This is a genomic window from Campylobacter sp. RKI_CA19_01128 (assembly GCF_025771175.1).
GTDB lineage: Bacteria > Campylobacterota > Campylobacteria > Campylobacterales > Campylobacteraceae > Campylobacter_D.
The window spans coordinates 68,553-90,035 of sequence record NZ_JAKMPU010000006.1; the positions used below are offsets into that span (position 1 = coordinate 68,553).

The 21,483-nt window shown below is 28.4% G+C and carries 14 protein-coding genes, 1 tRNA gene and 2 pseudogenes; 4 read left to right on the forward strand and 13 right to left on the reverse strand.

Translation table 11 applies throughout. The features are described 5' to 3' along the window. Position 1 precedes the first annotated feature (1 nt). From L8U98_RS05445 to L8U98_RS05490, 10 genes are all read right to left on the reverse strand, one after another. Positions 2–226, reverse strand: coding sequence for a hypothetical protein (locus tag L8U98_RS05445; protein ID WP_263702662.1), 225 nt, complete (start codon positions 224–226; stop codon positions 2–4). Beyond that, the gene (gene lpxD / locus L8U98_RS05450) at positions 219–1,178 is read right to left on the reverse strand and encodes a UDP-3-O-(3-hydroxymyristoyl)glucosamine N-acyltransferase (protein WP_263725093.1); all 960 of its coding nucleotides are present in this window, start codon (positions 1,176–1,178) and stop codon (positions 219–221) included. The genes L8U98_RS05445 and lpxD overlap by 8 nt, the downstream gene beginning before the upstream one ends. Beyond that, positions 1,175–1,642 carry an acetolactate synthase small subunit gene (ilvN, locus tag L8U98_RS05455; RefSeq protein ID WP_263662467.1) on the reverse strand — a complete coding sequence of 156 codons (468 nt, stop codon included), beginning with the start codon at positions 1,640–1,642 and terminating at the stop codon, positions 1,175–1,177. The genes lpxD and ilvN overlap by 4 nt, the downstream gene beginning before the upstream one ends. Continuing rightward, entirely contained in the window at positions 1,639–3,348 is a 1,710-nt protein-coding gene (locus tag L8U98_RS05460; protein ID WP_263725092.1) for an acetolactate synthase large subunit, read from the reverse strand. Before L8U98_RS05460 ends, ilvN begins: the two co-directional genes overlap by 4 nt. Before the next feature lie 83 nt (positions 3,349–3,431). Then, positions 3,432–3,989, reverse strand: coding sequence for a 2-oxoglutarate:acceptor oxidoreductase, gamma subunit (locus L8U98_RS05465; RefSeq protein ID WP_039626146.1), 558 nt, complete (start codon positions 3,987–3,989; stop codon positions 3,432–3,434). Next, a complete protein-coding gene (locus L8U98_RS05470) occupies positions 3,986–4,831 on the reverse strand; it encodes a 2-oxoglutarate ferredoxin oxidoreductase subunit beta (protein ID WP_087700040.1) in 846 nt (281 codons plus the stop codon). The genes L8U98_RS05465 and L8U98_RS05470 overlap by 4 nt, the downstream gene beginning before the upstream one ends. 1 nt (position 4,832) lies before the next feature. Beyond that, positions 4,833–5,957, reverse strand: coding sequence for a 2-oxoglutarate synthase subunit alpha (locus L8U98_RS05475; RefSeq protein ID WP_263725091.1), 1,125 nt, complete (start codon positions 5,955–5,957; stop codon positions 4,833–4,835). A gap of 8 nt (positions 5,958–5,965) precedes the next feature. Then, positions 5,966–6,280, reverse strand: a complete 315-nt coding sequence (locus L8U98_RS05480; protein WP_039668439.1) for a 2-oxoglutarate:acceptor oxidoreductase, delta subunit — start codon at positions 6,278–6,280, stop codon at positions 5,966–5,968. Positions 6,281–6,451: 171 nt separating this feature from the next. Then, a complete protein-coding gene (locus tag L8U98_RS05485) occupies positions 6,452–7,348 on the reverse strand; it encodes a malate dehydrogenase (RefSeq protein ID WP_263725090.1) in 897 nt (298 codons plus the stop codon). Between the two features lie 18 nt (positions 7,349–7,366). Then, a complete protein-coding gene (locus L8U98_RS05490; protein ID WP_263725089.1) occupies positions 7,367–9,868 on the reverse strand; it encodes an AsmA-like C-terminal domain-containing protein in 2,502 nt (833 codons plus the stop codon). On the opposite strand from L8U98_RS05490, the gene mltG reads away from it, so the two are divergent. Further along, a complete protein-coding gene (gene mltG / locus L8U98_RS05495; protein ID WP_263725088.1) occupies positions 9,855–10,808 on the forward strand; it encodes an endolytic transglycosylase MltG in 954 nt (317 codons plus the stop codon). The genes L8U98_RS05490 and mltG overlap by 14 nt on opposite strands. Here mltG and L8U98_RS05500 read toward each other — a convergent pair. After that, a pseudogene (locus L8U98_RS05500) lies at positions 10,809–12,737 on the reverse strand (DNA translocase FtsK); the annotation flags it as partial. 952 nt (positions 12,738–13,689) lie between these two features. Next, entirely contained in the window at positions 13,690–15,912 is a 2,223-nt protein-coding gene (gene flgL / locus L8U98_RS05505; protein WP_263725087.1) for a flagellar hook-associated protein FlgL, read from the reverse strand. A 157-nt stretch (positions 15,913–16,069) separates the two neighbouring features. On the opposite strand from flgL, the gene L8U98_RS05510 reads away from it, so the two are divergent. The 3 genes and pseudogenes from L8U98_RS05510 (at position 16,070) to L8U98_RS05520 (ending at position 19,230) form a co-directional block, all read left to right on the forward strand. Beyond that, a tRNA-Leu gene (locus tag L8U98_RS05510) sits at positions 16,070–16,156 on the forward strand. A 1,265-nt stretch (positions 16,157–17,421) separates the two neighbouring features. Then, positions 17,422–17,913, forward strand: coding sequence for a hypothetical protein (locus L8U98_RS05515; protein WP_263725418.1), 492 nt, complete (start codon positions 17,422–17,424; stop codon positions 17,911–17,913). 523 nt (positions 17,914–18,436) lie between these two features. Continuing rightward, positions 18,437–19,230: pseudogene (locus L8U98_RS05520) on the forward strand (protein kinase family protein). 10 nt (positions 19,231–19,240) lie between these two features. Here L8U98_RS05520 and L8U98_RS05525 read toward each other — a convergent pair. Beyond that, positions 19,241–21,481: a DUF262 domain-containing protein gene (locus L8U98_RS05525; protein ID WP_263725419.1), complete on the reverse strand. Its 2,241-nt coding sequence runs from the start codon at positions 21,479–21,481 to the stop codon at positions 19,241–19,243. Between the last annotated feature and the right edge of the window lie 2 nt (positions 21,482–21,483).

Genomic DNA, 21,483 nt, shown 5'->3' on the forward strand with positions numbered 1-21,483 from the left:
ACTAGGCTTTGCTTTTTTCTATTTCTTGAAGTGCTAGGATAAGATCTTTTAAATTTTCATAAGGAATATGAACTTTCCAATCTATTCCATTTTCCTTTTTTAAAGCCACACCTATGCTTAAGACATCATTACTTCCTACACCATAAGGATTAGAAAGATTACAAAGACTTATTTCTCCACTTTTACTACCATGTAATTCTATAGTTTTAAATATTTTTTTACTCATGTTTATCCCTAAAAGCTGTGATAATTTTTGCTTGAAATTTCAACCAATCTTTTTGAAGCATAATAGGAAAACCACCATAAACCCTAGCACCTTCTAAATTTTTAGTGACCCCGCCTCTTGCGGCTATGGTGGCAAAATCTCCTATTTCTAAATGCCCGCTTGTAGCACTTTGTCCACCCATAGTGACATTTTTACCTAAAATACTTGAACCCGAAATTCCACTTTGAGCTACTATAAGACAATTCTCCCCTATTTCACAATTATGTCCTACTTGAACGAGATTGTCAATCTTTGTACCTTGCTTTATGATAGTACTTTCAAAAACTGCTCTATCAATAGTCGTACAAGCTCCAACTTCTACAAAATCTTCTAAAATAACATTTCCATTATGATAAATCTTATAATGCTCGCCATTTTTTGTATGCGCATAACCAAAGCCATCACTACCTATAACACAATTTGCCAGCAAATGGCATTTTTTACCTATTTTAGTGTCATTATAAATCACAGCATTTGGATGGATTATAGTATATTCACCTATACTTACATTATCGCCTATATAAGCACCTGCCATTATCACTACATGATCAGCTATTTGGACATTTTCGCCTATATAAACATTTGGCATAATCTTAGCACTTTTGGCAATATTAGATTGTTTTTTTTCACTAGAGATTAAAGGTTTAGCAAAAAGCTTACTTAAAAGCGCAAAAGATAAATGTGGATTATCAACAACTAGCTTAATACAATCTTTTGAAACTAAATTTTCAAATTCTTTGGAGACTAATATAGCCCCAGCTCCACTACTTGCAATTTTTTTAGAGTTTTTTTCTCCATCACAATAACTAAGTTCAGTAAAACTTGCATTATTCAAAGAATTCAAAGCTGTAATTTCTATATCTTCTCCGCAATATTCTATGCCTAAAAATTTAGCAATTTCACTAATTTTCATTTTACCTCCATTAAAATAGAACCACTTCTAACTACACTAATAGGATTATACTTTTTCATGGTTTTTAAAAAGTTATCGATATTTTTTGCATTATCACTTGCCATTACTATAATAAACTCATCATCACTATAAGTTACACTGCCATTATAAGCTTTTAATATAGCATCTAAGCCTGCAAAATTTTCACTTAAAGCAATCTTTACCAAGGCTGTTTCTTTTTCTATAAAATCACTAGAATCAATTACCTTATAAGTAGGTATGAGTTTATGAAGTTGTTTTATGATTTGTTCAAAAACTTTTTCATCGCCTAAAGTAACGATATTTATCCTTGAGAATTCTTTATCATCAAGTGGAGCAACAGTAAGAGATTCTATATTATAACCACGTCCTGAAAAAAGCCCAACAACGCGTGATAATACCCCATGCTCATTTAATACAATGACAGAAATTACTCTTCTTTTCATTTTTTATCCTTGTTTTTATAGCTAGGTAAAATCATATTATAAATAGCTCCACCTGCAGGCACCATAGGTAATACATCTTCATAACGATCTATAGCCACATTTAAAACACAAGTTTTTTTAGATTCTAAGGCTGTTTTGAAAGCTTTTTGAAATTCTTCTTTATTAAAGACATTATAACCCTCACAATGAAAACCTTTAGCAATAGTAACAAAATCAGGCTGGCTTGTTAAATCTGTATTAGAAAATCTTTCTTTATAAAACATACTTTGCCATTGTCTTACCATGCCTAAAAAAGAATTATTTAAAATGATATTAATCACTTTAATTCCATAAGCACTTGCTGTCATTAGCTCTTGTATATTCATTAAAAAAGAACCATCGCCTACAAAATTTACCACCACTTCTTCACCCACAGCTAATTTAGCTCCAAGCGCAGCTGGTAGAGAATAACCCATAGTTCCTTGCCCACCGCTTGTTGCAAGTTGTCTAGCATAATTAAAAGGATAAAATTGCGCTACCCACATTTGATGTTGTCCCACATCAGTAATTATCCTTGCATCAGGAGCCAATCTAGCACATTCTTCTATAACCCATTGAGGTTTTAAAACTTCATCACTATCTTCATAGATTAAAGGATATAATTGCTGGTATCTTTGTAAAGTTTTAAACCATTCTTGGTATTTTGTATTATCAAAACTTTCTTTTTTTAATTCTTCTAAGGTATCTAAAATAACACTTTTAATATCCCCAACTATAGGAAAATGTGCTTCGATGATTTTAGAAATAGAGCTTGGATCTATATCAATATGAACGATTTTTGCACCCTTAGCAAACTCACTTGTTTTACCAGTAATCCTATCATCAAACCTAGCACCCACAGCAATGAGCAAATCACACTCACTTAAAGCAATATTTGCACAATAACTCCCATGCATACCTGCCATTTTTAAATTAAGCTTATCATCACTTCTTAAAGTCCCTAAAGCCATTAAAGTTTCAACTGCAGGAATTTGACAAAAATGAATTAATTCCCTCAACTCATCACTAGCATTAGAAGCCATACAACCACCGCCTAGGTAAAATAAAGGTTTTTGAGCATTTTTAATCAAACTTACTAATTTTTTAATTTGCTTGATATTTCCTTTATAAGTTGGCTTGTAAGTTTTCATAGAAATTTCTTTAGGGTAATGCCATTTACCTATAGCAGCAGTAACATCTTTAGGTATATCAATATGCACAGGCCCTTTTCTACCTGTTGTTGCAATATAAAAAGCTTCTTTTAAAATTTTAGGTAATTCTTCAATATTTTTTACTAAATAATTATGCTTTACACAAGGTCTTGAAATACCTATAGCATCGATTTCTTGAAAGGCATCTGTTCCTATTAAAGAATTTGCAACTTGAGCTGAAATTAAAACCAAAGGTATAGAATCACTATAAGCAGTAGCTAAACCTGTAACTGTATTAGTAAAACCAGGTCCACTTGTAACTACTGCCACACCAACCTCACCACTCATTCTAGCATAAGCATCAGCACTATGTAAGGCCGCTTGCTCGTGTCTAACTAAAATGTGTTTAAAATGAGTTTGCTTATAAATTTCATCATAAATATTTAAAGCCGCACCACCAGGATAACCAAAAACTACTTTAACATTTTCTTCTTTTAATGCTTCACAAATCATTTGCGAGCCATTTAGCTCTTTCATTATTTTACCTTTTTGCTTAAAATGGAAAATATTATAACGATAATTTAATAAATATTATTTTATAAGGAGAGTTTCTTGAAAAATCAAGAAACTACTTGTGCTTTTTTAGCGTATTCTATACCTAAATCAAAAGCTTTTGCATTTGCTTCTTTAGTTTTTGCAGGCACCATATCAAGCATAGTTTGTTTTAATGCATCAATATCAATACATTTGCTCATATAAGCAGCTATAGCCAAAGCAACAACTGATTGAGTGGCTACATTCCCTACTTCTTCTTTAGCTATAGTAATAATAGGAATTTCAAAAATTTTCCATCTAGCATAATCTTCTTTGCTTGGATGAACTAAATTTGGCTCTACAACTATAACACCGCCATCACAAACACCATCTTTGAAACTATGATAACCCTTATCAGCAGTTGAAAGCATAAAACTAACTTCACCTTCTACTGCATAAGGAAAAAAGATTTCACTTTCATCAATGATAATATCAACCTTAGTTGGTCCACCTCTAACTTGAGAAGTATAAGTAGAAGCTTTAAAAGCATTGCGTCCTTCTTTAATGGCAGCTTTAGCTAAAATTTCACCTGCAGTGATAACCCCTTGTCCACCTTCGCCGCAAAATCTTAATTGATATTTCATTTTAATGCTCCTAAATCAACCATTCTTTTTTCTTTTAAAGCTCTTCTAACTTCTTCATAAGCCTCACAATATTCTGCCTTGCTTTCGTCTTGGTGCAAAATTCCTGTAGGAAATTTATCTGCTCTTTGTTCATAGTCTAATTGTTCAAATTTAGACTTTTCAACACAACGATTTTTAATCCAATCAAGCATACTTACAGCTTCGCCCATTTTATTTTTTCTACCAAGATTAATATGGCAGTTTGAAAATACATCTACAAAACTATAACCTTTGTGTGATAAGGCTTTAAAAATGATATTTTCAAGTTTATTTGCTTCAATAACATTTGTTCTTGCTACAAAAGAAGCCCCAGCAGCTTTAGTAAGTTCACAAGCGTCAAAATTTGGATCTATATTACCTGCTTGAGCAGTAACAGTGTAAAAGCCTTGTGGGGTAGTTGGTGAAGTTTGTGAGTTTGTAAGACCATAAATAAAATTATTGATTAAAATATGAGTTAAATCTATATTTCTTCTACATCCATGGATAGTGTGATTTCCACCAATTGCTAAAGTATCACCATCCCCACTTACTACGATTACATGTTTTTTAGGATTTGCCAGTTTAATCCCTGTTGCATAAGCAATAGCTCTACCATGGGTAGTATGCACTGTATTACAATTTACATAAGAACTCATTCTACCACTACAACCTATACCAGAAACTAAGCAAACATCATCCATATTCCAACCAAGTTTTTGAATAGCCCTAATAATAGCTTTTAAAACAACTCCATCCCCACAACCCCAGCACCATTGTGTTGGAAGTTTATCCACTCTTAAATATTCATCGTAATTAAAAGCCATTTTACATATTCTCCTTTACTTTAGCAATAATTTCACTTGGGGTTATAGGGCGACCATTTGCACGGTGTAAGCTAATAAAATCATCTCTTTTGCTTACTCTTTGAATTTCTTCTAAATATTGCCCCATATTAAGCTCGCTAACCATAACTTTTTCAAATTTAGATACCACTTGAGCTATTTTTTTCTCAGCTACTGGATAAAGCGTGATAGGTCTAAAAAGCCCTACTTTTACACCCTCTTCTCTAAGTCTTAAAATAGCTTCTTTAGCAGATCTTGCAACGCTTCCATAAGCAATGATTAAAAACTGCGCATCATCACACATAAACTCTTCATAAGTACAAATTTCATCGGTATTATTTTTAATCTTACCAAACAATCTTTTCATATTTTTATCTACTATCGCTCCATCTTCGGTTGGAAAACCTATATCTCCATGATGAAGTCCTGTGATATGATAACGATAACCTTCAAAGAAAGGATTTAGTGTAGCAGCTTCATTTTCCCCTGCCGCATAAGGTTTATAATCTTTTTTATCTCCTGTAAATTTTTTACGGTTAATAATTTCTAATTCTTCTAAATCAGGTAATTTAGCCTTACCATTCATATGTCCTATGGTTTCATCTAAAAGCAAAAATACCGGAGTCATGTATTTTTCAGCTAAATTAAAAGCTCTAATAGTTTCAGTGTAAGCTTCCTCTAATGAAGCAGGAGCTAAAGCTATACTTGCATAATCTCCATGTGTTGGAGCTTTTGCTTGAAACAAATCTCCTTGTGCAACTCTTGTTGGAAGACCAGTGGATGGACCACCTCTCATAACATTTACAATTACTAGTGGAATTTCAGCTATAAAACCCAAACCAATTTGCTCAGCTTTTAAAGAAATTCCAGGTCCACTACTTGCTGTCATAGACTTAACACCACTCATAGAAGCACCCAAAGCCACACTAATACCTGAAATTTCATCTTCCATTTGTATAAAAATACCATCATTTTTTGGTAGCATATGGCTTAATTCATGTGCTATTTCAGAACTTGGGGTAATTGGATAACCACCAAAAAATTTACAGCCACAATCAATCGCAGCTTTTGCTACTAAAACATTACCTGTTGATATCACTTCTCTCATTGTTTTTCCTATGCGTTTAATTTTTTATATTTATTTTCTTTAACAGCTTGTGCTCTTTCTTTGGCTTCTGGCGTAAGCTTTGCAAATTTAAACTCATCTCTTTTTGCAACAAAAATTGCAAAATCAGGGCAGTGACTTTCACATTCACTACAGCCTATACAAGAATCAGGATGAACCACTTCTATCATCTGTCCTAAAACTGCACTGATTTCATCTCTCATTGCTAAAACTCCAGCTGGACAATAGCTAACACAGATATTACAAGCTTTACATCTTGCTTCATCAACCCAAACCGGTGTATTTTCTGGGGCTACCATTAAAATTCCTTTCTAATTTTTTGTTATTTTTAATGATTTTTTATCAAAAGTTATTTTTAAAACAAACTTTTTATTATAGCGAATTTATAGCATGAGTAAATATTATTTAAGATATAAAGTAAAACAAATAGGTATTTATAACGCAAAGTAACATTAGGAGTAAAAAACTCCTAAAAATTATTTATAATTATATTGAATGAGAGAATTTTCTAATGCAATTTGTTCTTGATCGTCTAATTTTAACTCCAAAATTTCAAGCACCCCATCAAGACTTATCCTTGCCATAGCACCAAAAGCTTTTTCTTTTATGCCGTATTCTCCATCTAAAATCACACATATTGGTAAAAATTCTCCACTTTTTAAAGCCTCTATCATCCCCACACAAGCACTTGCAGGGGCTAAATATGCTGAAGTTTTTAAGTGTTTAATAATTTTAGCACCACCTGTTTTAACTTCTTGTTCTATTTGAGCAAGATCATATTCATTTAAAACCTCATTTAATGCTTTGTTTTGAACTTTACTTTGAGATTTTACTAAAACCATGCTATCATTGTGAAAACCTATAAGCTTAGTATCTATATAAGAAGTTTTTATATTTAGTTTTTTACCCACTTCATATTTAAATCTAGCATTATCCAAAACGCCTGCCATAGCAATGATTTTCTTTGATGAAAATAATTTACTTTCATAAAGAGCATCCAGTAAAAAATCTACAGGATTGCTTACTATAATAAACAAAGGATCGTTGTTAAATTTTTTAATATTATTGGCACACTCAAGCATAATTTTAGCATTAATAGCAAAAAGCTCATCCCTACTTTGACCTTCTTTTCTAGCTACTCCCGCACTAAAAACAACCACTTGAGAATCTTTTGAGTGCGCATAATCATCCGTGCAAGTTATTTTAATATCAAAATTAAAAGCAGCTATGCTCTGACTTAATTCCAATTCTCTAGCAAAAAGCAAATCTTTATTAATATCAATCAAAACAAGCTCATCAACCAACTCTCTTAAAATCAAAGCATAAGCAGTACTTACACCAACATTTCCTGCGCCTATGATAGTGATTTTCATTTTTTCTCCTTTTTGCGTTTATTTCACTAAATTAGCTGGTAATTCAAAAATATTTTTAATTAAATGATAAGGAAGTTGCAAGCTTTGTGCAATAAGCTGGGTCTTAAATTCAGGTTCATCCACTGTTCCGCTTAATTTAATTTGTGTACTAATTTGCCTATCTTTACCTAATATAATTTGATTGATAATTGGAACTTTGGAAATAACCGAACTGGCTGATTTTAGCGTTCTAAGTTCTAATAAACCATCCACTTGATTGCTTCTTAAATTGATTTTAACTTGACCTAACACATCTGCACTATCACCATTAAAATTAAGTGCGTCTATTTCAAAAAGATCTTTTTTACGATTAAAACTTATACCAGCATTTTCAACACTAAAGCCTTTTTCATTAAAGGTAGGCGCCTTAAATAAAATTAAACTAGGTATGGTATCAATAAAACTTAAAAGCTGTTGATGAAATTTCAAATCTTTTAAATAAGTATCTTTAAATAAGAACTTACCTTTGAAAAAATCAGTACTATTGCCATCTACATAAAGATTAAACTCACCTTTTTCAAAAACATTTTGGCGCATAAAGGTGTTTAGAAAATCATCATCCATTTTTAAAGCTCTAATTTGCATTTGATTTTCTTTAAACAAAAAATCAAATCTAGATTCATTTCTATTTGCCCAAGCTTTTACGGAATCTTTTTTAATTTTAGCGTCAAATTGATCAAAATCTAAGGTTTTATTAAAATCTTTTAAAATCAAATCTATATTTTTACCACTAATATTATAAGTTGAATTTTCAAGAGTATCTAAAGTATTTTCTGTATCTTGCTGAGAAATCAATAAATTAATATTATTTAAAGTAATATTTACATCATCATTGTCTTTTTGTGCAAAAATACTACCACTTACACTAGTTAAATTAAAATCATTACCTTTTATTTTTATATTAAAACTATCATATTCATAAGGATTATTATCTTTATAGAGCAAAAATGATTCAAAAGTAGTATTATTAATATCTACATTAAAATCTTGGAAATTTAAAGTATTTAAAGATAATTCCCCATCATGCACTTTATTTTTTTGCATTAATTTAGAATAATTTTTATATTTTGCAAGTTTTTCAACATAAACAGACATACCTTGATCAAAATTTAAAGTTGTGGTAAATTCTTTATTATATAAACTAATATTTTTATCAAAATCAAGGCTTAAATCAAGAAATTTATTTTCCATTTTTAAGCTCTCTTGTGGTAGTTCTAAGTTTGTTATAAAGGTTTTAAAATCACCTTTTTTTTGCTTCAAATCAACACTTGCATTAAAATCACCATTAATCATACTACTTTGCACGCTTGCATTTTGTATATCTAGCTTATCTTTTTTTAAAGTAAGATTTGCTTGAGTTATCTTAAAATCACTTATATTTATATTTGAATTAATAATATTAAAACTACCATTATAAGTAATTTTCTCAGGATGATCAAAAGGAATTTTCAGTGTTAAATCAGTCTTTACGACACCATTATTTTGTAAAAATGGTAATTTTATATCATATAGAAGCAAAATTTTATTAACCCTATAATCAGCTCTAGCATTATCACTTTTAATGCGTATATAAATTCCAGCTTTTTCATTTAGCATATTATCTATATAAATTTGACTTTGAGTTAAATCATAATTATTAAAACGCAAATCATCATAAATAAAATCAAGTCTTTGTTTAGCAAATTCAAGTCTTACAAAAGGACTTACGATAGGATCTATGCCTTTATCTAAAACTACTTTTAAATTATTTACATAACCTTTGGCATTGATATCGTTTAAATAATATCTATGCTTTCCAAAGTCTGCAAAACCGCTTAATTTTTCTATAAAATAAAAATCAGCCTTTACCTTACCACCCACCCAAAGAGCAAGATTAGAAGGCAAATGCACTCCATTTTCTACTAAAATATCAAAAATTTGCGAAATATTATTTGAACTGATATTTTCTAATTCATAAGCAATCTCTTCTCTTTTGAGTGAAAATTTAACATCACTTTTTAAAAAATCACTATCGATTTTACCTTTAAAAGTATAAAATTTTGTCTTAGGATTAATAAGCAAGGAGCCAATTATGCTAAGATTATGATCTTTTAAAAGAAAATTATCAATATTAGCTTGTATATTTTTATCACTAATTTTTAAATTCACTTTTACTAAAAGATTTTTACTGTTTACAAAAAATAAATTATTTTTATAAATTAACTCCACAGGATAGTTATTGACAAACATTTCATCAATATTGATTTCTTGAAAAAACCAATAAATATATTTTACATCTTTAATAAGCTGCACAGCTTTACTTGCGCTAGTTTCATTTTGAGCACTTTGACTTTGAGAATTTACTACGACTTTTTTAGCATTTAAAATGAGTTTTTTATCTAATTTAATATATAATTTCTCTAAATTAATAGAAGAAAATTCTAATTTTTCTATGTAAATTCCATTTTTGAGGTAAATAAACAAAGCAATGAAAAGTATCATAGGTAATGCTAAAAATTTAAGAATTTTTTTAATATGTTGTGACTTGATTTTAATTTTTCTTTTATCCATTTTTTATTATCTACTTTTACCTATAAAAACAAACTCTGTGGTTTTTATACCACAAGGTTCTGTTAGCAAGATTATAACGCAATTAGATAAAAATAACTATAAAATGAGCAGTATTGATAAATATACTTTATATTTTTTGGGCCATCCACAATCTGGCTGGATAAATATAGGCATAAAAGAACTAAATAGAGCTGAATTTTTACATAAGCTTACCGTCGCTAAGGCAGCGCTTGAAACTATTACTTTAATTCCTGGAGAAACGACTGAAATTTTCTTTGAAGAATTAGCACCAAAGTTAAATTTAAATGCTAAAATCTTAATGCAGGAATTTTATAAACAAAGCCCTTTTAAAGAAGGTATGCTTTTTCCTGAAACTTATAAAATTCCAAAAGGTATCACAGAAGAGCTTTTGGTAAAATATCTTTTGGCTTACTCTATAAGTGAATTTAAAAAACTTTCTTATAAAATTTTTAGAGAATATAATGAAAAAAAATGGCATGAGTATATCATCATAGCTTCCATTATACAAAAAGAAGCAGCGAGTAATGAAGAAATGCCTATAGTTTCATCTGTGATTAGAAATCGTTTAAGAAAAGGCATGAAGCTTCAAATGGATGGGACATTAAATTATGGAAAATACTCTCATGAAAAAATCACTCCACAAAGAATAAGATCAGATAATAGTTCTTACAATACTTATAAATTTAATGGCATACCAAAAGAAGCTGTATGTAATGTTTCATTTGAAGCTATCAAGGCAGCTATTTTTCCTGCTAAAACAGAATATTTATACTTTGTAAGGGATAAAAAAACTAATAAGCATATTTTTACCTCTACTTTAAAAGATCATAACAAGGCAATAAGAAATTGATTATAAAATTTCTCTTTGGCCTTTTGCATCAGGTTCGCTTAAAACACCTGTTTGCGAAAGTTGTTCTATGATATTTGCTGCGCGGTTATAGCCTATTTTTAAGCGTCTTTGCAAATAAGAAATACTAGTTTTTCTATCTTCTAAAATCACAGCCTTTGCCTCTTCATAAAGCTCATCTAAATCCCCATCATCAAATTCACTTCTTTTATAAGCTCCATCTTGACTGTCATCTTTTAAAAAACTCTCATCATATTCTACTACTTGTTGAGCTTTTAAAAACTCTACTATATTTTCAATTTCATTTTCGCTTGCAAAAGGTGCATGCAAACGCACTAAACCACTCATACCAGGAGGGGTAAATAAACAATCCCCGCGCCCTAGTAAGCTTTCAGCACCCATAGAATCTAAAATAACCTTAGAGTCTATCTTTTGCCCTACTTTATAAGAAATTCTACTTGGCAAATTTGCTTTTACAACCCCAGTAACAACATCTACTGAAGGGCGTTGTGTAGCTACGATTAAGTGGATTCCACTTGCTCTTGCCATTTGCGCTAAACGACCTATATAAAACTCTACATCCTTACCTGCTGTCATCATTAAATCAGCCAACTCATCGATAATCACTACAATAAATGGTAAAATTTCTCCACCTTGTTCTTTGATTTTTTCATTGTAATTTTCTATATTTTTAGTTTTTGCTTCAGCCATCAAACGATACCTGCGCTCCATTTCAGCTACCATATTTGATAAAGCATTTACCGCCTTTTTAGGATCAGTAATTACCGGTGTAAGTAAATGTGGAATATCATTATAAATACTAAATTCAAGCATTTTAGGATCTATCATCATAAGCCTTAAGGTTTTTGGCGAATTTCTATAAAGCAAAGATAAAAGCATAGAATTTATACCCACACTTTTACCACTTCCTGTAGTTCCTGCTATTAAAAGATGAGGAAGCTTTTTAAGATCTGTGATGAAAGGATCGCCTACTATATCTTTACCTAAAGCTATAGTTAAAGGTGAGCTAGAATTTTTAAATACCTCACTTTCTAAAATTTCTCTTAAGTAAATCGTATCGATTTTTTCATTTGGGACTTCAATTCCCACTACATCTTTACCTGGGATTGGAGCTTGAATTCTTATAGTTTGAGCTTTTAAAGCCATAGCTAAATCATCTTGTAATGATAAAATTTTACTTACTTTAACATCTGCTGCTGGACGAAATTCAAAAGTAGTTACAACAGGACCTGTGTAAGTTCTAACTACATCGCCACCTATTTTAAAGCGTCTTAATTTTTCCAATAAATCATAAATTTTTCTATCGATTTCTTCTTCATTGATTTCACTTTTGCCTTCTTTTGGCATGGTTAAAAAATCTAAAGGTGGTAAAGAAAAATCTTTTGGTTTTTCAAAATTTCCAAAATCAAGATCTTTCAATAAAGCTTTATTTTCACTCACTTCATTAGTGATAGAATGGTGTGTTTTGTTTTCTACTACTTCCACTATAGGCTCTTGAGTAATTTCAAATGGAACTTTTTCTTCTTTAACTTCAATTTGTACTTCTTCTACCACAAAAGGACTTTCATAGTTTCTTTTACCTCTTAGTTCTTCTATACTAACAGGCTTAGCAAAATCATCTTCACTAAAATCAAGTTCTTTTACTTCATTTTGCGGAATAAAATCTTCATCTTTAAAATCTTTTACCCCTAAAAAGCTAGTTTTATTTTGAATTTTTTTAAACTCAGCTTCTTTTTGTGCTTCTATAGCATTTAATTCTTCAATTTTTTTAAAATCCTCATTAAGTTCTTCTAAAATTTTTTCTTTTTGTAAAGCTTTATACTCTTCTAGCAATTTAGCTTTTTGCAGCATTTGCTCACGCTCTTTAAGCTCTTTGGCAAATAAAGAATTTTCTTCTATCACTTCTTCTTTGTTTTCATTTAAGTCCATATTACGTCTTTTATAACTTGGCTCATCTAAATTTTTACTTTTTAAAGTTTGAGTATAAATATCTTCACTATTATTTTTATATTTTGATAAATACTCTTCAGGGGTCATTTCATCTTCCTTTATATTTATTTGACTAGCTTTTTGAGCAAAACTTGCAATAGGCTCTGAAAGCTCATGAATATAACTTGAGCTTAATTTTTTATCCTCTTCACTAATTATCACTTCTTCTAATTCTTGATTTTTCAAATCTTCAAGATTGAATTTTTTATTTTCTTGAGTCTCTTGTTTTGATAGATCTTCCTTTTTAATGGACTCTTCTTTTTTCTCTTTGATTAAAAGCTCTTGCTTAAGCTTTTCTTGCTCTTCTTTGGTTTCATTTTCATACTTATCGCCACCAAAAAAGCCAAAAATTTTATTTTTAATTAAAGTTTCGAGTTTTAAATAAAAATCAAAATCAAGATCTATTTTAAACACTTCTTTGATAATTTGCGGAAAAGAAATACTAAAAGCAAAAGTTAAAAGCAAAATCACCAAGATTAAGCTACCTATTTTTCCAAAAAGTCCATCTAAAATCACAAACATAGCAGAAGCTATATAACCTTTATCTTGCAAAAATGCTGAAGCAAAAATAAGCGAAGCAAAAATGCAAGTAAAGATAGCTACACTAAATCTACGCTCAATAAGTTCAAAGTTATAATCATTTTTATATAAAAGATAATTAAACCAAAAAAAGACAAAAGGATAAAATTTAGTCAATGAGCCAAATAAAAAATAGCTAAGTTTTGCTAAAGAGTATCCTATAATACTTACTAAAGCTTGATCAGGTATCAAAGCACTTAAACAAAAATAAAAAATAAAAACATTAGAAATGATAAAAATAGCTTCTTTTTTTATAATACATCCTTTATAAAGAAAAAAGCTATTATATCAAAAATTATAAGTAGTTTAATAAACTCATTTGAGAAATTTTAGAAGTAGCTGAAAGCATAGCTTGATAAGAAACCATAGTTTGCATAAACATCATATATGTTTGCCCATAATCAGCATCAGTCACACCACTTTTTATAGAAGCAACATTAACATTTAAAAAAGTCATTCTTTTGTTTGTTTCTTCTATATTGTTAGTATAAGCTCCTATGGTTGTTTGCATTTTTCTAACATGATCTTGTAAATGATCAATCCTTTCTAATGCGCCTTGTAAACCTGTATTTCTAGGATCACTTCCTTCTGAATCAGCCCTCATACTACCGTTTAAAACCGCATCTATCATCTCATCTAAATCTTTAATCAAATCAATATTTGGATCATCGATAGTTAAAGAATTATTTGCACTAAATACAAAACCTGAACCATTGCTTACTTCTCCTGCTGGGGGAAAGCCGCTATTTGAATTTGAATCTTTGATGGTAAGACCTATATTTGTATTAGTTGAAAATTTATCAGTAATACTTATACGACCTTTATAGTCCATACTAACTTCAACAAAACCCTTAGAATCAGCTATGTCTTGTTGGATAGTTTGAAAATCATTATTATTAATAGTTCCGTTTGGATTTGCATTAATAGTTGCTGTAGGAACATTATCGCTTGCAAACATACCTATAATATCATTTAACTGACCATAAGTAATATCTTCAGGTCTTGTTTGCATGCCCACTGAGGTTCCAGTTGCTTCATTATATTGAGAATGAGTAATAGGAAAACTTATGGTTTGACCCGGATTATTTGGATCAGGATAACTTACAGTAGAATTTTCTAAATCAATAGTTACATTATATTTTTGACCACTTCTAGAAGTGATTTCCATTTGAAGTTGTTGGCCATCCATGCTACCATTAGCATTTGCAACGACTTCACTTAATTTTGTACTATCAGTAGCATACTCACTAGTGCCTTTAATCACTTGAGAAACATTTCCAAAAACAGTATTGCCATCTTTTTCAAAAGGCACATCAAAATCAGCTCCATTGGTTTTATTGCCATTGATATTGCTTTTTATAAAGTCTGTTTTGTAAATATCAACAGTAAATTGCTTTCCATCTACTGTAATAGTTACTGGACTTTTAGTATTATTTAAATCTCCACCATGTGCTGCTTGCATAATACGGTTGGTAACTTCATCCATGCTGATACCTTCAGCTTTAGCAGCATCACTTAAATCTTTAATTTGCTCTGCGTCTTGAAGTTGTGGTGTCATGGCAACTGCATGAAAATCTAAAGAACTACTTCCTTCTTTTAAACTCTTTATTTCTATTTGGCCACTATCATTCAATGCGACTTTAACAACCTCATTTCCCTCTGTGTTGCCATATAGCTTTCCAATATTTTCTAAAACATCTTCAATTTTAGCATCAGGATCTATATCCAAAGTGGCTTTAAAACTTGTTCCATCGGGTCTAACGCCTTGAATATACATTGATGAGTGTGGAAAAGGAAGTTTCTCATCATAACTATCTTCGAAATTTTTATCAGGATCAAGTTTGCCATTTTGAACATAATTTTGGCCTATTAAATGCGAAAATTTAGACTCTCCTGTTAAATATTCTTTTTTATCCGGATAACGAGCATCAGTGAAAGAAACATTTGTTGAAATGATTTTATTTATATTTGAATCAGGTTTAAAAAATAAATCCCAACCAGGTATATTATAAGGAATTTGCGTGCCAGCACCACTAACTACAAAAATGTTATCTTTATTGCCAGTATAGTTTCCATATTTATCAAAAGGCATATTAGCACTATTTGATCCTGCAAACAAATACTGCCCATTAATGCTAGTATTGGCAATATTTACAATAGAATCTCTCACAAGTTTAAGTTCTTTTGCTATAGCTTCTCTTGATTCTTGAGAGTTACCATCACTTGCAGCTTTTGTTAAGAGTGTTTTAAATTTTTCCAAAAGTTCGGTGATATTTTTTAAAGCCGTATCTGTGTTTTTTGCTAATTCCATAGCTGATTGAGTTCCTTCAATTACCTGACCTATATTAGCTAGTTCATATTCTAGTCTTGAACCATTAATATAAGTATTGGCATTTTCCCAAGAGTGCTGTATAAGTTGACCTGTTTGTAATTGCAAATTATATTTATTAAGTAAAGACTGGCCATCCGTGTAGTTTTGTATAGAAGTGTAGTAAGTATACTGGTTACTAATTCTCATTATCTTGCTCCGCAAATAAATTTTTTAATTATTTACAAGCAAAAAAAGTTCCAATTTTAAAGATATTTTAATTTACTATATAAATATTTTTATATTGCTTTAATTTTTTTTTAGTATAATTTTACATTCTATATTTTTAATCTAAAATCTTAAAAAAGCCCGAGTGGTGAAACTGGTAGACGCGCCAGACTCAAAATCTGGTAAGGGCAACCTTGTGTCGGTTCGAGTCCGACCTCGGGCACCATTACTTTTCAAAGTGTTTTTTAATTTTTTTAAAAAACTCAGGGAGCGGTTTTGGTAGCGGTTTTTTTCTCAAAAATTAATTTTTAATACTCCATATTAAAATAATATAATTTATCATTATAATCTAAAAAAGAAATTGACTTTTATAAAAATATTTAAAAAAAGAATAAAATAAAAAATACATTTTACTTTTTTTATATTCAATTTGCTAATTCATTCTCTATTTCTTTTTTTATTATAAAGAAGACAGTATAAACTAAATACATTATAATTTATTTATTTTATTCATAAGGCTTTAAAATTAGTTAAACCATTAAAACATATGAAATTTTATAATTATTAGCATTGGTAAAATAATGGTTTCTCGGCTTTTTCGGTTTTTTGCTTTTAGGATTAAGCAAATATTATTTTATATACATCTTAATCTTTTTATCAAAAATATAAAAAAATTATTTTAATTTAAAATTATTATAAAATTATATCGCTTAGTATTTTTAAGCTAGCGATTAGCTGGAGCTGTGATCCTTTTTATATTTTATTAATTTATAAGGAGGTGATCATGATTGATATTAAAATAAAAATTAATCTGATTTTATCTTTTTTATTTTTCATAAAAACTAAAATTTTATTAGTTGGATCACTAGCTTAAAAATACTCTCATTTTTTTCTTAAAATATATCTTCATTTTATTAAAGTTATAAAAAAATATCCAAAAAATACAAGTTAATTTTTTCAAAAAATCTTACCTTTTTTGTTTTGATAAAAAGTTTAGTAAAATGGAAATTTTAAGCTGTATTTTAAAGCTTTCTTTTTGGAGTTTTATAGGTTAAAATTTATCAAAAAATAGCCCATTTTAAAACAATCACTACTCTGTGCTAAGCAAATATGCCGTTTTCGTTACCTTTAATGTAAAAAAGTATATATTTCGTATATTTTTCCGCAATATAAAAATAATCACTACACCATGCTAAGCAGATATGTCGTTTTCGTTACCTTTAGCCTAAAAAGTATATATTTCGTATATTTTGATAAATTTTTGGTGTATTTTTTATGGATTTTATAAAATTTGTCATTTTTGTAAAAAATAATCGTTTTTGCAATACGTTACTTCGTAAGTATTAGATTATATGTTTTCGTTACCTTTAGTGTTTTTTGAGATTTTTTTGAGATTTGCTGTGTTTTTTTTAAAAACGCAACTGGTTTTGATTTTGTAATTTTTGTATGATAAAATATTATAAATTTTTGTTAAAAAAGGCAAGTTATTCTGTGTTTAAAAATATATTTTTCAAAAAAACTGTATCTGCTGATAATCCTAAAGATGAGATAAAACTAGATGAAACTCCTTCGCAAAACAAAAGTGATAGATTAGAAAAAATAATTCACACTTGGGTAGTAAATTGCACTAAATATTCTTTAAAAAATCCTTATGATACAAGACGCATTAACAGAAAAAATGGCTGTATCAAATTTGTCTTAAGAGTCTTTAAAGAAGCTAAAAATGAAGGTGCTTTAATTGGTATTAGCTCTTCACTTTATGATAAATATAAAAATCTCTATAAATCAAAACTTGCTAGAGTAAAGCAATCAAGTAAAATAAAAAGCTTACAAGAAAAATATCCTGATTTAGATATTATCAATGCTTATAAATATGCCATATTAAGTAATAAATGTGCTTTATTAAATGAAGATGTTAAAGACTTTGAAAATATTATAAAGATTTTATTGCAATTAAATACCACTAAAAACAAACAAAAATAAGCTTAAAATCAAAAATATACTATAAAGCAATATCAACCTAGCATTGAATAATTAAAATCGATTTATGAGCTTGTTTTGTGTTATAATTTATTTTGCATAGATTTTATTAATCAATAGTTTTATTTTTTATAGGTAAAAGAGTTTTAAATATAGATAGAATATTAGAAAATAATTTAACTAATGCACTTAACGAACTTCAACAAACATTATCTAATTCTTATTTAGAATTGTATTCTTGCACTACAAACAAACACCTTCAATTGGTTTTTTCATCTTTACATAATAACATCATAGAGTGTTTTAAAAAAATGAACGAACGTCTTCCATCTACCGAAAAAAGCAATAAACATTATTTGGCCGACTATAGTAAAAAGTTAAAAACCAATATAGAGTTAGCTTTACACTTGCAGAAAGAATTTAAAAACAGTGAGTTATCTTTTGAGATAGATAAATATTATTACAATATTTTAAACAGCGCTTAGATTTTCTAGAAAATAGTGGAGGTAGTGAGATTCCTTTAGGAATGAAAAAAATAACTATTTATGAAAAAATATCTATTTTTATTTTGTCAAATAAAATAAATATTCCAAACATACTCAGAAGTTGCACTTTAACTCCTATTGGTAGCGGATATTATGCTAATGTGTATAAATATTACGATGATTTTTATCAATGTCATTTTGCACTAAAGAGACTAAATAAGGCTACCAACAATAAAGAATTTATTAGATTTATTAAAGAGTATGAAATAATGAGAAGTGTTAACAATCCTTATATTCTAAAAGTATATTCTATGGGTGAAAAAAGAAGGAATATATTATGGAGTATGCTGATTTCACTTTAGAAAATTATATAAAAAATTATAACCAAAAGCTTTCAAACAATGAAAGAATTTCCTTAGGTTGTCAAGTGCTCAGAGGAATTGAAATTCTATGGAATAATAATATATTACATAGAGACATTAGTTTTAATAATATCTTGCTGAAGTTATATGATAATATTTATCCTGTGATAAAAATTTCTGATTTTGGATTAGCAAAAGAAATTAATAGCGATTCAATAAGTATTGATACGGAAATAAAAGGGAGTTTAAATGATTTTTCTACTTTGAAAATTAAAGGTTTTAATGAGTATAACATTGAAGATGAGCTTTATGCGTTAACTCAAGTCTTGTATTTTATAGCTACAGGTAAAGAGAATGTAAAAAAAGCAAATTGTGTTTTTTTAAAAAAAGGAATTAGTGAAGACAAGGAAAATAGATACAAAAAGCTAGAGGACTTAAAAGTGGATTTTATTTCTCTTTTAAAAGCAAGATAACTAGGTTAAACTAGTTATCTTGGATAGTATTAATTAATTCTTGTGTCATTTTAATAACATCTTGTGATTTATTGTGTTTTAAAATATAAACTCCATCTTCATCTTCTTTTTCTAAAACAAAATCACTATTTATATTTTCTATAATAAATTTATCATTCAATTTTAAAAGCCACCCATTTTTATTACATGATATTATTTCTATTTTATCAGCAATTTTAATATATTCAGATCTTTGTTCATCTTCTATCAAATGGATATTACTTATTTCAGATAATATTTTTACATAAGTATTTACATATTTACTACCCATTGTTTCACCATACATCTTATCTATATTAAAATTTTCTTCATCATACCAAACAAAATAATTTTTTTCCCTTTTTTCTGTATTGTTAAATATTTTATCTCCATATTTAATGAAATAATAAACCCAACTGGTATAGTTTATATTACTTTTGTTATTGAGATAATCCGAAACTAACTGCTCTAATATTTCATTTGAATCATAATCTAAAAACTCATCCTTAATAGATTTATATTTTTTAAAGAACTGATAAAATAAGTTAAGGTAGTCTATGCAATCTTCCATATCATTTTGATTATTCTTGGTTAATAAAATTTCCCATTTATCATCAACACCAAAGTAATATTTTAAACCAGAGCCAGCAAAACCAATATATTTTACATAGTCATCTATAGTTAGCAAAGACCTAATAATTAAATGAGTTTGACTATTAAAAATTTCATCAATATTATCACTTGTAAATTTTAACAATTCTTTATCTTCAAACAAAAAGAAAGATAGATCTCCACAAATATATTTATAATCTTCTAATTGTTGAATGGTGTATTTTAAATTATTGTCATTTTGTATATATTTTGCTTTATATACTTCTTGATCTAATGAATCTTTACTTATATCTGTATTTGTTAATTTTACTTCATTATTGATTAGATAGGTATATATATTTTCTTTTGCATTAACTAAAGACATATTTAATATATAATGTAATTTTTCATAAGATAAAGTAGCAGTATAATCTATTTTACCTTGCTTTAAAGCTCTAATTCTCTGAATTAAATTTCTTACAATTCTAAGTTTATCTAATAAATTTACAACATTAATATTACTTTCATTTTCTACAAAATTACTAATAATGATGAATAATAATATTTTTTGCTGTAAATTAATCAGATTACCCTTATCATTATTAATTACTTTTATTAATAAATCTGGATATTTATCAAATAAAGCTAATTTATTTTTTTCAAAATTAACCGAAAGGTTTTCCTTGTTAAAATTAGCTATATTTTCTAAGTATTTAATAGCTTTAAAGAAGAAATCAATATTTTCATCATCAAAATACACATTTTCAATCAACTTACTAATGTTTTTTTTCATATTTTCAAAATCAATAACTGTTGTTTTTTCTTTATTTTTTACATGAAGCATTTCACTGATAAAATAAAAAAAATTCATAAAAGCATCATCTATCAAATGGTGCTTATTTTTAAAGCCTAATCTCCAAAACAAATCTGTCCACTCGCCATCAATATTTTTTATAAAATATTCTTTGAAGAGATTTTTCTTATTGCTAATTAGAAATTTTTCAAATTCTGCTTTAAAAATTTCAAAATCTGTTAATTTTTTACCTCTAGCATTCATTTTTATATACAAATCATCATCTAAATTAAAATTCTCTAGTTTAATAAAATGAAATTTAAGTAATTCTAATTTATCAAAGAATTCTTCGTTGTTAAATTTTTTATGTATATCATCTATCATTGCTAGCATAGATTTAATAGTAGGATCATTATCCCAAAAATATAAAAACCAACTGCTGTTTTTAATTTTTTCAGATAATTTATCACCATCTTCAAAAGTATTAAATTCTTCTTGTATTAATTTTTGACAAAACTCTCTTGAACTAGCTCTAGTTTCATAAGTAAATTTTTTTAAAAAATCTATTTCTTTATCTTCCTTTTTTCCGAAGTACCAATAAAGTAAAAAAATAGTAGTCAGTCTTTGTTGCCCATCAAGCGGCAAAAAAACATCATTTTTAACACTTCCATAAATAAAATCTAAACGCATTTCTTTATTGTTGTTCAAGTGTGCAAGAATATTGTCTAAAAATTTATCCCTGATAACACTAGCCTCAATTCTTCCTTGCGCATAATCTCTCTGTATAATAGGAATTTCAATTTTATATTCTTCAATTAATTTTTTAAAATTGGTAATATTTTTAAGCATTG